The sequence below is a fragment of the Flavobacterium sp. TS_SC_5 genome (assembly GCF_056156265.1).
Genome location: NZ_CM149588.1, coordinates 1,908,286 through 1,921,881, shown reverse-complemented (window position 1 = coordinate 1,921,881; position 13,596 = coordinate 1,908,286). Strand labels below are relative to the sequence as shown.

Annotated in this window: 14 protein-coding genes; 8 read left to right on the top strand and 6 right to left on the bottom strand. The window is 33.9% G+C overall.

The window, feature by feature from the left end; all coding sequences use genetic code 11:
- Positions 1-23: 23 nt before the first annotated feature.
- The 5 genes from AC0J6S_RS08460 to AC0J6S_RS08440 all read right to left on the bottom strand — a co-directional run bounded on the left by AC0J6S_RS08460 (position 24) and on the right by AC0J6S_RS08440 (position 5,183).
- Positions 24-893 (bottom strand): rhomboid family intramembrane serine protease, encoded by an 870-nt coding sequence (locus AC0J6S_RS08460; RefSeq protein ID WP_474956287.1) that lies wholly within the window; start codon positions 891-893, stop codon positions 24-26.
- Positions 894-953: 60 nt separating this feature from the next.
- On the bottom strand, positions 954-1,700 hold the full coding sequence (locus tag AC0J6S_RS08455) for a rhomboid family intramembrane serine protease (protein ID WP_474956286.1): 747 nt from the start codon (positions 1,698-1,700) through the stop codon (positions 954-956).
- Positions 1,697-3,538 carry a DNA mismatch repair endonuclease MutL gene (gene mutL, locus AC0J6S_RS08450; protein WP_474956285.1) on the bottom strand — a complete coding sequence of 614 codons (1,842 nt, stop codon included), beginning with the start codon at positions 3,536-3,538 and terminating at the stop codon, positions 1,697-1,699. Before mutL ends, AC0J6S_RS08455 begins: the two co-directional genes overlap by 4 nt.
- A 187-nt stretch (positions 3,539-3,725) precedes the next feature.
- A complete protein-coding gene (gene ribH, locus AC0J6S_RS08445; protein ID WP_474956284.1) occupies positions 3,726-4,301 on the bottom strand; it encodes a 6,7-dimethyl-8-ribityllumazine synthase in 576 nt (191 codons plus the stop codon).
- 105 nt (positions 4,302-4,406) lie between these two features.
- Complete coding sequence (locus AC0J6S_RS08440; RefSeq protein WP_474956283.1) at positions 4,407-5,183, bottom strand: tetratricopeptide repeat protein; 777 nt, start codon at positions 5,181-5,183, stop codon at positions 4,407-4,409.
- 232 nt (positions 5,184-5,415) lie between these two features.
- On the opposite strand from AC0J6S_RS08440, the gene recF reads away from it, so the two are divergent.
- The 8 genes from recF (at position 5,416) to AC0J6S_RS08400 (ending at position 12,600) form a co-directional block, all read left to right on the top strand.
- The gene (recF, locus tag AC0J6S_RS08435) at positions 5,416-6,495 is read left to right on the top strand and encodes a DNA replication/repair protein RecF (RefSeq protein ID WP_474956282.1); all 1,080 of its coding nucleotides are present in this window, start codon (positions 5,416-5,418) and stop codon (positions 6,493-6,495) included.
- A gap of 78 nt (positions 6,496-6,573) precedes the next feature.
- Positions 6,574-7,272: a thioredoxin domain-containing protein gene (locus tag AC0J6S_RS08430; protein ID WP_474956281.1), complete on the top strand. Its 699-nt coding sequence runs from the start codon at positions 6,574-6,576 to the stop codon at positions 7,270-7,272.
- 6 nt (positions 7,273-7,278) lie between these two features.
- A complete protein-coding gene (locus AC0J6S_RS08425) occupies positions 7,279-7,950 on the top strand; it encodes a DUF2461 domain-containing protein (RefSeq protein ID WP_474956280.1) in 672 nt (223 codons plus the stop codon).
- A 5-nt stretch (positions 7,951-7,955) separates the two neighbouring features.
- Positions 7,956-9,023: a glycosyltransferase gene (locus tag AC0J6S_RS08420; protein WP_474956279.1), complete on the top strand. Its 1,068-nt coding sequence runs from the start codon at positions 7,956-7,958 to the stop codon at positions 9,021-9,023.
- Between the two features lie 109 nt (positions 9,024-9,132).
- Positions 9,133-10,146 (top strand): UDP-N-acetylmuramate dehydrogenase, encoded by a 1,014-nt coding sequence (murB, locus tag AC0J6S_RS08415; RefSeq protein ID WP_474956278.1) that lies wholly within the window; start codon positions 9,133-9,135, stop codon positions 10,144-10,146.
- Between the two features lie 91 nt (positions 10,147-10,237).
- Positions 10,238-10,852, top strand: a complete 615-nt coding sequence (locus AC0J6S_RS08410) for an FMN-binding negative transcriptional regulator (protein WP_474956277.1) — start codon at positions 10,238-10,240, stop codon at positions 10,850-10,852.
- A gap of 99 nt (positions 10,853-10,951) precedes the next feature.
- Positions 10,952-12,058: a glycosyltransferase gene (locus AC0J6S_RS08405; protein ID WP_474956276.1), complete on the top strand. Its 1,107-nt coding sequence runs from the start codon at positions 10,952-10,954 to the stop codon at positions 12,056-12,058.
- Positions 12,049-12,600, top strand: a complete 552-nt coding sequence (locus AC0J6S_RS08400; protein ID WP_474956275.1) for an RNA polymerase sigma factor — start codon at positions 12,049-12,051, stop codon at positions 12,598-12,600. Before AC0J6S_RS08405 ends, AC0J6S_RS08400 begins: the two co-directional genes overlap by 10 nt.
- 109 nt (positions 12,601-12,709) lie before the next feature.
- Here the strand turns inward: AC0J6S_RS08400 and AC0J6S_RS08395 are convergent, their stop codons facing one another.
- Complete coding sequence (locus tag AC0J6S_RS08395) at positions 12,710-13,462, bottom strand: glycerophosphodiester phosphodiesterase (RefSeq protein ID WP_474956274.1); 753 nt, start codon at positions 13,460-13,462, stop codon at positions 12,710-12,712.
- Positions 13,463-13,596 lie beyond the last annotated feature (134 nt).

The following is a 13,596-nucleotide window of genomic DNA, read 5'->3' as shown; positions in this document are numbered from 1 at the left end:
ATAGCTGATAACCGATTTGAAAATTATTTTCCCACTTTGAACAAAAATTCTTTTTCTTCTTTGGACAAACTATCGTAACCTGACTGACTGATTTTATCTAAAATTTCATCGATTTGCTGTTGCGATTTATCTTTTGTAACTATTTTCGAAACGGTTTTCTCTAATGGCTTGCTGTAATTTTTGTGCACCTTTTTGAACGGTGTCGAAGTATTTTTCTTGAACAAATTGGCAAAAAAAGTAATTACACGAGAAACACCAATACTTAAATCCGTTCCATTTTGTAGCAATTTAATAAAAATAAAACCAAAAAAAGCACCTGAAAGATGAGAAATGTGTCCGCCCATGTTTTCGGAACGCAGCTGCATTAAATCAATAATAATAATTACGGCAGTTACATGCCACAACTTGACATTTCCGATAATCAATAAACGAAGGTCCATCAAAGGGTAATAAGTTGTAGTAGCGACTAAAATCGCCATAATTGCCGCAGAAGCCCCTACAATTGGCGCACTAATATTTAAAATATAAAAAACCAAAATATAACATATTCCAGCAAAAATAGCACTCAACAGATACAGCCCTAATAATTGCTTCGATGTGAAAAAAGTCATAAATAATCTACCTGAAAAGTTTAAAACAATCATATTGAATACGATATGCATGATGCCGCTGTGAAAAAAAGAATACGAAAGTAATGTCCATGGTTTCCAGAGTAACAGCGCCGCATCAGAGGATAAACTCACATAATGAAGATAATCAATATTGACACCCAACAAAGATAAAATCGCAAAAAATAACCACGGAAAAATAAACAAAGCAGCATTCCAAAAGATTAGCTGAGTCACTATTCCTCCCATCTTATATTGTAATTTCAGGTCGTCAATAATATTCATAATGTAATTGGGATTTAAAAACTAATAGTGAATTCGTCCTATTTAAATGAAATTACAATTTTAATTCCAACGGTTTTTATTAAACTGATTTTTCTTCCAGTACCACATAATAATAAAACCAAACAAAGCACCACCAACGTGAGCAAAATGAGCAATTCCGCCGCCTCCAAAAATTGATTTTCCAGAAATTCCTAAATACAAATCTACTAATACTAGACCGGGAACAAAATATTTTGCTTTTATTGGCACAGGAATAAACATTAAAGCCAATTCAGCATTTGGAAACATGAAAGCAAATGCTACGATTGTTCCGTAAATAGCTCCCGATGCACCGACAGCTGTTCCCATATAAGCACTAGTGAAATTTTGAAAATCAGAAACGGATAAGATTTCCTGCCATCTTGTATTTATTTTTCCTTCATTCAATAGCTGTAAAACCTCTTGTTTAGGAAAGCCATTTGCAATAAGTGTGTTCAAACTTTCTTGAAAGTAGTAATAATTTACACCTGTGTGCAACAAAGCAGCTCCTAACCCGCAGGAAATATAAAAAAACAAAAATTTCTTGCTACCCCAAATTTGCTCTAAAGCAGATCCAAAAGAAAACAAGGCAAACATATTGAAAAAAATATGCATAAAATTACCATGCATAAACATATGCGTCACCGGTTGCCACAACTGGAAACTAGGATTTTCAGGAAAATATAAGGCCAATATTTTGTAGGCAGCATCGCCTATAATCAAAGTACCTACAAAAAACAAAACATTGATAATAATTAATTGTTTTACGGTTTCAGTTACATTTCTCATATTGCAAATTTTTTATCTAAATCTTCCACACGCATGGTGATGAAAGTGGGTTTATGAAATGGGGAAACATTTGGTTCTTTACAGGCAAAAAGTCCGTTGACCAAGTTTTCCTGCTCTTTTTCAGTTAAGTGAGTTCCTGTTTTCACGGCTAAACTTTTAGCCATGGATTTGGCAATCGTATCGTTCTGACTGAAACTGCTTTCTGGAATTCCGTCCTGCAAGTCACTTAATAATTGTTCTAAAACCAGTGAAACTTCACTTTCCGTTACGTTAACCGGTATTCCGGAAATAACAATATGATCCGTATTATTTTCTTCAAAAATAAACCCTGTGTTTCGTAATGACAATTGCAGTTCAGCAATAAGTTCCATTTCGCTTGACGAAAAGAACAGGTTCAGAGGAAATAATAATTGCTGACTTGAAGCCTGATGAACGGTCATATTTACCAAAAACTGTTCGTACAAAACACGTTGATGTGCCCGTTGCTGATCGACAATTACCATTCCTGATTTGATTGACGAAACAATATATTTTTTATGTATTTGATAGGTTTTATGCACCGAATGCTCTACTTCTTCATCATTGAATAAAGAAGAAGTTACTTCTTCATTCTCGAAATTCATTTGTCCTATTTCATCCGTATCTTGTTTTAAACCAACATAAAGACTTTCCCAATTAGCTGTTGGTTCCGGTTTTCTGTAACTGGAAAACTGCTTGCTGGGTTTTTCCTCTGAAAACGGATTGAAAGTACCGTCTACCTGAATTGTAGGCGTTTCTCCAGTTAAATCTTTGTAATGATACGGTGTATCTAAATTAGAATCGCGATCAAAATCCAAAACTGGCGCTACATTAAACTGACCCAAACTATGTTTTATAGAAGCTCTCAAAATAGCATACAATGCATGCTCGTCATCGAACTTAATTTCCGTTTTAGTGGGATGAATATTGATATCAATGGTATTTGGCGGTACTGTTAAATATAAAAAATAACTGGGCTGAGCACCGTCCTTCAAGATTCCGTCATAGGCGGCCATAACAGCATGATGCAAATAACCACTTTTTATAAATCGGTCATTTACAAAGAAAAACTGTTCGCCACGATTTTTTTTGGCAAATTCAGGTTTGCTTACAAATCCCTGAATAGTCACTATCTCTGTTTCCTCTTGAACTGGCACCAATTTTTCATTGGTTTTACCCGAAAAAATATTTACGATTCGCTGGCGTAAAGTTGATGGAGGTAAATTGAACATTTCACTTCCATTGTGGTAAAACGTAAAATGAATGTTAGAGTGAGCTAAAGCCACGCGCTGAAACTCATCAATCACATGACGGTATTCGACGGTATCCGACTTCAAGAAATTACGTCGCGCTGGAATATTAAAGAATAGATTTTTGACTGCAAATGAAGTTCCTTTTGGCAAAACAGCTACCTCTTGCGAGACAAATTTACTGCCTTCAACGATGATATGCGTGCCCAACTCTTCTTGGTCTTGCTTGGTTTTCATTTCTACATGCGCAATCGCTGCTATCGAAGCTAATGCTTCACCACGAAACCCTTTTGTGTGCAACGAAAATAGATCTTCAGCTTGACGTATTTTAGAAGTAGCATGACGTTCAAAACACAAACGAGCATCCGTTACGCTCATTCCTAAACCGTTGTCAATTACCTGTACCAAAGCCTTTCCGGCATCTTTAATAATTAATTTGATATCTGTCGCTTTTGCATCAACCGCATTTTCAAGCAGTTCTTTGACAACCGAAGCTGGTCTTTGAACAACTTCTCCAGCAGCAATTTGATTGGCAACATGATCAGGAAGTAATTGAATTATACTCGACATTAAAAAATTTAGGTTTAAAGTTTAGCCCTTCGACTGCGCTCAGGGTGACAATAGTTTATTATAAAACCAAGAGGTACAAATTTAATAAATTTCTATTGGGAATGATAGCTTATTTAATCATAAAAAAAACAAAAAACCTATACTATTTTTGAGATAATATAGGTTTAATAACTTGTATTTTGATTGTTTATTCCTTCAATTCTAAAGGCGTACCTTCTTCCAATTGTATTGCACCTGCAGACAATAAATGTTGATTATCTATTTGATGTGACAATGATGATTGTTGACGTATATAAGCCATTTTTATCGCCGCAATAGCAGCTTCGGTTCCTTTGTTTCCATGAATTCCTCCGCTTCTATCAATCGATTGTTGCATCGTGTTATCAGTAAGCACACAAAAAATAACCGGAATATCCGTTTGAACATTCAAATCTTTTATGCCTTGCGTTACACCTTCACATACAAAATCAAAATGCTTGGTTTGACCTTGAATGACGCAACCTATAACAATTACGGCATCAACATTTTGAGTTTGCAGCATCTTTTTAGCACCATAAACAAGCTCAAAACTTCCAGGAACATTCCAACGAATAATTTGCCCAGCAGGAACTTCGTTTTCTAACAGTGTTTTGAAAGCACCATCAAAAAGACCTTCGGTGATGGTTTCGTTCCACTCAGCAACTACAACTCCAAAACGAAAATTTTTTGCGTTTGGAACCGTGTTTTTGTCATATTCGGATAAATTTTTATTTTCGGTAGCCATTTGATTTTAGAATTTGATTTTAAAATTTTGATTTCAGATATTAAAGATAGCATTTTGAAATCAAAATTCTACAATCTTAAATCACCAATCTTATATCATTTTTTACTATTGTGCTAATCCTATCAAAACGTCAACTGAAGCAGCTTCTGGAGTAGCTTCGTAATTTTCTTTGATATCAGTAAAATATTTCAATGCATCTGATTTATTTCCTAAAGCCAAAGCCGTTTTTCCAGCTTTCAATAAGAAACGTGGCGTAGTGAAATCATTTTTATTACTACCAGCAGCTTTTATATAATTTTCTAAAGCTTCTTTTGGTTGATTTTTTTGAGAATATGCATCTCCAATCGCTCCTTTTGCCAAGGCACCTAAAACAATATCATCTGATTTGAACTTGTTTAAATAATCAATCGCTTCTGTATATTTTCCTGTATTCAAATAAGCAATTCCAGCATAATAATTTGCTAAATTTCCTGCATCAGTTCCAGAATATTCATCAGCAATTTTCAAGAATCCAAATTTCCCTTCTGAACCATTCAATGACAACTTATATAAGGAGTCGCTTGCTACTCCATCAGTTGCTTTTTGAAAATTTTGTTGTGCAACGAACATTTCATCAGCTGCTTCGTCTTCTTTTGGAGCAGCAATAAATCGCTGATACGCTAAATAACCAATTGTAACTAAAGCAGCAACGGCAACTAATCCAATAATAACTTTTTGGTTTTTAGCAACAAAATCCTCCGTTATTGTAGCAGATTCATCTAATTTTGAAAAAACTTCAGCAGTTGTACTGTCTTTTTCGTCAATGATTACCGCTTCAACTCCTTCTTCTTTAACTTCTTTTTCTTTTGGTGCTTTATATCCTCTTTTATTGTAAGTAGCCATTTAAATTTAATTTAGTGAGTCGCAAAAATAAAATTTTTATTCAAACCCACACAAAAAATATGCTTTTATATTAAAAAAAAATATACTGCGGAATTCTTGGTTTCCAAAGACAAAATAATTCTCAGAGAAAAAATAGAAACGAAGGTTTTATCGATAATTTTCAATAATTTGCACCCACTTTGAAAAACCCGTTCAAAAACAGCAAAGTTCTCAATACCAGCAAGCCTTACCCATGTATTTAAAAAAGATTTCATTATTCAATTATAAGAATTTCTCAGAAGCAAATTTCGATTTTGACAGCAAAATAAATTGTTTTGTAGGCAAAAACGGAATTGGTAAAACAAATGTGCTGGATGCTATTTATCATTTATCTTACGGAAAAAGCTATTTCAATCCGTTAGCGGTTCAAAATATCAAACATGGAGAGGAATTTTTTGTCATTGATGCTGAATTTGAAAAGAACGAAAGAACAGAACAAATTGTCTGCAGTCTTAAAAAAGGCCAGAAAAAAATATTGAAACGCAATGGCAAAGCGTACGATAAATTCTCAGATCACATTGGGTTTATTCCTTTGGTAATTATCTCTCCTGCCGATAGAGATTTGATTGTGGAAGGAAGCGAAACCAGACGAAAATTCATGGACAGCGTGATATCCCAACTAGATTCCCATTATTTGCAGCAACTCATTCAATACCAAAAAGTAATGAGCCAGCGCAACGCCTTATTGAAATACTTTGCATTGAATCATGTTTTCGAAACTGACACGCTGTCTATATATAATGAGCAACTGACCGGTTTTGGACAATATATTTTCGAAAAAAGGAAAGAATTTATAGAACAATTCATTCCTATTTTCAATACTCATCATCAAGCTGTAACAGGTTCGCAAGAAACAGTTCAACTCGTATATCAAAGTCATTTATTTGAAAAAGATTTATTGACCCTTTTGCAGGAAAACATCAATAAAGATCGTGCTTTGCACTATACTAGCGTGGGAATTCACAAAGACGATTTGGCCTTTGAAATTGATGAACATCCAATAAAGAAATTTGGCTCGCAAGGCCAACAAAAATCGTATTTAATAGCTTTAAAACTAGCGCAGTTTGAGTTTCTAAAAAAACAAAGCGGTGTAAAACCTATTCTGTTATTTGATGATATTTTTGACAAATTAGACGAAAGTCGGGTAGCCAAGATAATCGAAATGGTCAACAGCGATACTTTTGGACAGCTTTTCATTTCAGATACCCATCCGGAACGTACCGAAGTGATTGTAAAATCGACGCATCAGAGCTATAAAATTTTTAACTTATAACTTTTATTTAGTACTTTATAAGGTCTGAAAATTGAAAAATTACCTAATTTAGCGTATTCAAATTTAAATAAAAAAACAATGAAATTTCATCCAATATTCCTCATAATCATATCATTTGTGATCTTTTCCTGTAACGGGCAAACTTCAAAAAAAAGCCAAACAATCGATGCGAAAGCTTTTAGCGAAAAAATCGCTGCTACTCCAAATCCACAAATTCTGGATGTCCGAACATCAGAAGAATTTTCCGCTAATCATCTTGACAAGGCTGTAAATGTAAATTGGTTAGGAGATAATTTTGTTGCCGGTACCGAAAAAATGGATAAAACAAAACCAGTTTTCGTGTATTGCAAAAGTGGCGGAAGAAGTCAAAGTGCCGTTGAAAAACTGGAAGAACTTGGCTTTACTAATGTTTATCAATTGCAAGGCGGAATATTAAAATGGGATGCTGCAGGCTTGTCTAAACCGGATAACAAAATCACAGGAATGACCATGCAGGAATACAACAAATTAGTCAACTCTGACAAAAAAGTATTGATTGACTTTTATGCGGAATGGTGTGCGCCCTGCAAAAAAATGAAACCGTATCTTTTGCAAATGGAGAAAGAATTAGCAGATAAAGTAACTATTATTCGTCTTGATGCTGACAAAAATAAAACCTTGATGACCGAAATGAAAATTAGTGAGCTCCCTACTTTATTGCTTTATGAAAATGCAGCAGTACAATGGAAACATTCCGGTTTTATAAGCGAAGAGGAATTAAGAAAACAAATACAATAACTCAAGATGCTTTCAAAAGAAACACTGCAATTTTTGGATGATTTAAAAGCCAATAACAATCGGGACTGGTTTTTAGAAAACAAAAAACGCTACGAAGCTTTCAAGAAAGATTACCAGCAATTAGTTGCTGATTTACTGGACGCCATGAAACCGCTGGATCCATCGCTGGAAATGCTGGAAGTTAAAAATTGTACGTTCAGAATCAATCGCGACATTCGGTTTTCTAAAGACAAAACACCTTATAAATCACATTTGGGAATTTGGCTTTCTTCCGGCGCCAAAGGGCTGAATCGTTCTGGCTATTACATTCACCTTGAGAAAGGCGCGAGTTTTATTGCTGGCGGATTGTACTGCCCGGAATCTGAAGATTTAAAAAAAATGCGCAAAGAAATTGCCTATTTTTATGATGATCTGGAAGCTATTCTTGAGGAAAAAGATTTCAAAAGAGAATTTGGCGATTTTGATAGAAATGAAAAAGATACTTTAAAAAACCCGCCAAGAGGCTATGACAAAGAACATCCGGCGATAGAATTATTGAAATTAAAAAGCTTTGAAGCCTCTCAAAAAATTGATTTCAGCGCAGCATCCAAAAAAGATTTTGTTGCCGTTATGAGCCAAAAACTAATTGCGCTAAAACCGCTGAACGATTTCATCAATCGCGCCTTAACGTCGGAATAATTACAATGAAAAAAAGGAAAATACTTTTTCTTGGAGAATCCTATAGAGCCGATGCCATCACTTGGATGAAAGGACTTAAGGAATTTGGCGATTTTGAAATCATCACTTGGGAATTAAAAACACCTAATACTAGTTTTAAAAACAGAATTTTAAGGGTTTTAGAATTTGAATTAGCCATTTTTAAAATCAGGAAACTAATAAAAGTTCAAAAACCGGACATGGTTATTGCGGAAAGAACCACCAGTTATGGTTTTCTTGCTGCATTATCCGGCGTAAAACCAATAGCAATAGCACAACAAGGCAGAACCGATTTGTGGCCTGAAAAGTCTATTTCACTTCCGCTAAAAAAAATGATTCAGCATTATGCTTTCAAAAAAGCAGATTTAATCCACGCTTGGGGTCCCGTGATGACTATTTCTATGATGGAGGCAAAAGTTGACATGAGCAAGGTGTTAGTATTACCAAAGGGGATTGATTTAGTGCAATTTGGAAATCAAAACACGGCGAATCCAGAAAAAATTTGCGCCATTGTAACGCGTTCTTTACTACCGGAATACCGACATGATATTATTCTAAAATCATTTGCCATTTTAAACCAAAAAGGCACAGATTTCGTTCTTACAATTGTAGGAGACGGAACACAACTTGCTACATTAAAAGAATTAGCAAAAAAATTAAACATCGAAAATAAAGTCAATTTTACCGGACGAATTCAAAACACCGTTTTACCAAAACTATTACAAGAATCTAACATTTACATCAGTATGCCCATAACGGAAGGTGTTTCGGCATCTTTATTTGAAGCGATGGCTACGAATTGTTATCCAATAGTGAGTGATATTGCAGGGAATCAAAGTTGGATTCAACATCGAAAAAATGGTCAATTAATTCCTGTTGACAACTATAAAAAACTTGCCAAAGAATTAATCTGGGCTTTTGAAAATAAAGAATATAGAGAAAAAGCAGTTTCTGAAAACAGAAAATTTGTTGTGAAAAATGCAAATTACACTACTAATATGAAAATTATTGTCAATAAATACCACGAGTTAATCGATGGATTAAATGTAAAATAAGCTGTTTCTGAATTAATAGATTCTGTCTGATTATCAAAAATAACCAACAACTACATTTTAATCCTTACTTTTGACGCAGGATTCAACAATACAAAACGCACTTTCTTTTATGGAAATACTATCCAATTTTTCACTAAAAAAATACAATACATTTGGCATTGAAGCCAAAGCAAAACAGTTTGTGGCAGTACATTCGGTGCAGGATTTGAAAACTATTTTACAAGAAAATAAAACGCAGCAAAAATTTATTTTAGGTGGAGGTAGCAACATGCTTTTGACAAAAAACATTGATGCGCTTGTTATTCATATCGATTTGAAAGGCAAGAAAATTATTGAAGAAAATGATGATTTTGTTTGGGTCGAAAGTCAGGCTGGCGAAAGCTGGCATGAATTTGTGCTGTGGACTATTGAACAAAATTTTGGTGGATTAGAAAACATGTCACTTATTCCGGGAAATGTGGGAACCACGCCGGTCCAAAACATAGGAGCTTACGGAACCGAAATAAAAGACACTTTTGTTTCCTGCGAAGCAATGACGATAGAAAGTCAAGAAACAAAAACGTTCACTAAGGAAGAATGTCATTTTGGATATCGAGAAAGCGTTTTCAAAAACGAAGCAAAAAACCAACATATCATTACTTCGGTTGTCTTTAAATTGACAAAAACAAATCATAAAATCAATACTTCTTACGGAGATATTTCATCTGAATTAGCCAAAAATAACATCACAAATCCAACTTTAAAGGACGTCAGCAATGCCGTAATTACCATTCGACAAAGCAAATTACCGGACCCCGCAGTACTAGGAAACAGTGGTAGTTTTTTTAAAAATCCAATTTTGTTAAAATCAGATTTCGAAAAAATTCATCAGCAATTTCCTGAAATGAAATATTTTGATATTTCTGAAACTGAAGTAAAAGTACCTGCAGGGTGGTTAATTGAACAAGCGGGTTTTAAAGGAAAACGCTGTGGCGATGCCGGAATTCATAAAAATCAAGCTTTAGTTTTAGTGAATTATGGCAATGCTACAGGTCAAGAAATTTTGAATGTTTCTAAGGATATTCAGGAGACAATCTTTAAAACGTTTGGCATTCGTATTGAAGCGGAAGTAAATGTTATTTAACAAAAAGAGAGTGTTTGACTCCTTAGATTAGCGGATAACAAATTGATTAATTTTATGTTTAATCAAATAAAAAAAACTAAGTTATTAAATTATGTACACTCCAGATATCTATAAAAACGAAAATCAAGAAGAAATCAAAAAATTTCTTCAAGAAAATAGTTTTGGTATTCTAATCAATCAAACCAATGGGAAATTGTGCGCCACACATATTCCGTTAGAACTGGAAACCAACGAAGAAGGCAACGAAATTTTGTACGGGCACATTTCTAAAGAAAATCCACAATGGAATGGCTTTATAGACAATGACCAAGTTTTAGCAGTATTTACAGGACCACATTCCTATATTTCTTCTTCTTGGTACGATCATGAAAATGTACCTACTTGGAACTATATTGCCGTTCATGTTTATGGAAAAATTAGAATTATCGAGGGAGAAGCTGTCATCGAATCCTTAAAAAAATTAGTGGATAAGTACGAGCAAAATTCTAAAAACCCGGTTCGTATAGCAGATTTATCGAAGAAAACCATGATGCAAACTCGTGGCATCGTTGCGTTTGAAATTGAAATTACTGAAATTCAAGCCACGAAAAAAATATCTCAAAACAGAGACGAAAAAAATCACCAAAACATCATTTCTGAGTTAGAAAAAACAGAAGATTTCCAAGCCATTGCTGTTGCAAATGAAATGAAGAACTGTCCTCGATAAATTATTGCGAAATTCACAGATAGTATTTAACAATTCACAATTCTATTCATACCTTTGCACTCTCCTGAAATTTCGGGATTAAAAACTCATTAAACTCAGATGCTTATACTAATTTTTTACTTTTTTATTTTTATCGTTGTCGTTCAAATTTCGTACTATCTCGGTGTTTTTGGAAAATTTGCTTTTGCTAAAGTGCAAAAATTCACCCCAAAAAAAATTCCGATTTCAGTGATTGTTTGTGCCAAAAACGAAGAAGAAAATGTTGCGAATTTTATTCCTCTGCTTGCAGAACAAAACTATCCTGACTTTGAAATTGTTCTGATTGATGATGCATCAAGTGATACTACTTTGGATATTTTTGAACGTTTTGAAAAGCAATATCCAAATGTAAGTTTGGTAAAAGTGGAAAACAACGAAGCCTTTTGGGGAAACAAAAAATACGCTTTGACATTAGGAATAAAAGCCGCCAAAAAAGAATATTTATTATTCACCGATGCTGATTGTTACCCTACTTCAAAAGAGTGGATTACCGCGATGAGTTCTCAATTTACCATGCAAAAAACAATTGTTTTGGGTTACGGAAAATATGAAAAAATCCCTAATTCCTTCCTGAATAAAATAATTCGTTTTGAAACTTTATTGACCGCAATTCAATATTTTTCATGGGCAAAAATTGGACATCCCTACATGGGCGTTGGAAGAAATTTAGCCTATAAAAGGGAAGAATTTTTCAATGTAAATGGATTCATCGAACACATGCAGATTCGTTCTGGAGATGATGATTTATTTGTAAACCAAGCTGCAAAAGCCAAAAATACAACTATTGCCTATAGTCCGGAAAGTTTTACGGTTTCTAAACCCAAAACATCTTTCAAAGACTGGTGGATTCAAAAAAGAAGACATGTTGCTACGGCAAATTATTACAAACCTTTTGACAAATTGCAGTTAGGAGCATTCTACTGCTCGCAATTGTTATTTGTTTTATTGCCTATTGTACTGCTTTCTTTTCAATTCCAATGGATTTTAGTGCTCTGTTTAATAGCACTGCGATATATAGTAACTTGGATCATCGTTGGATTTTCGGCAGGTAAATTAAAAGAAAAAGATGTTGTATATTGGTATCCGATACTTGAATTGGTCTTGCTCTTTACACAAATCAATATCTTCATAGCTAATATATTCTCAAAACCAGTACATTGGAAATAAACAAACAAATAGAAAAAGCAAAACAAGGCGATCAGATAGCCTTTACTTTTCTATTGAATTATTATTGGAATGAAGTGTATGGTTTTATGCTGAAACGCACCGAAAATGAAACCAATGCCGAGGATATTACCATCGAAACGTTCTCAAAAGCTTTTGATAAAATAGCCATTTACAACTCGGAATTTCAATTTAATACTTGGCTTATTGCGATTGCAAAAAACGTACACATCGATTTGTTACGAAAAAAGAAATCAAGTCTTTTTGTCGAAATTACCGACGATCAAGATCAGCAAGCCTATAATATCGCCGACACCACTCCATCTGCAGAAGATGAATTGATTACTGAACAAAATCTTTCTCAATTACTGCAATTTATCAAGGAATTGAAACCACATTATCAAGAAGTGATTCAACTGCGCTATTTTCAAGAAATGAGTTACCAGGAAATTTCTAATAAAATTGGTGAACCTTTAAGTAATGTGAAAATTAAATTGCTTCGCGCCAAAAAACTTCTGGCAGAAATTATTCAAAATAAAAGGTAGTATTATTTTAAAAAATCAGCATCGATTCTTAATTATCTAAAAGCAAAAAAGTGATCTAAATTAATTTTAGACCACTTCGTTAAATCAAAGTAATTATATTTCTAAAAAATCATCTAACAATTCTTTCCGGATAATCCGTAATAATACCACTTACTTTAAGTTGTTGTAAATTTTTAATATCTGCAGGTTCATTGACGGTCCAAGGATATATTTTAAAATTATTCGCTTTCATTATCGCAACATTTTCTGCCGTTAAGGTTTTAAAATAGGGATTTATTGCCTGTGCTTTGAGTTCTTTTCCTGTTTTAATAACAGTCTCAATAGGATCTTTATAGGTAAGCAACCCAATAGCTACTTCAGAACTCAAAGACCTCATTTTTTGCAATTCCCCTATTCGAAAACTGGATATAAAAAAATCTTTATTTCTCCACCCTTTTTTCTTGTATTCTTCTATAATTCTATACGTATCCGTTGCGGTGTTAGTTCCTTTCAACTCAATATTAAGAACTGCTTTTTTATCTATTGTCTCAATCACTTCTTGTAAAGTTGGGATTTGATGTTTCCCGGCAACCAAAACTTTTCCCAATTCTTCGAAAGTATATTCTTCGATTTTTCCTTTTGCGTTCGTTATGCGATCCAAATCATCATCATGAAAAACTACCAATTCACCCGTTTTAATTTTAAAAACATCGATTTCTAACATATCAGCTTTTAATTCCATTCCCTTTTTTATGGATGCCAATGTGTTTTCGGTTTCGTGTCCCATCGCACCTCTGTGCCCACAAACCACAAATTTATTCGAACCGCAATTCGATAATAATAAGGCTGCTGTTGAAGCCAATAATAGTGTAGTGAATTTCATAATGTTCATTTAAGTTTTGTAGTAAAAATAGATGAACCGCCAGAATCAAACATTAAGAAAGAATTAAATTAAGACTATTTTACCTAAAGAAATTCGATCCTTCTTGGTCATGTTTGGTTAACAATATCTTAAAA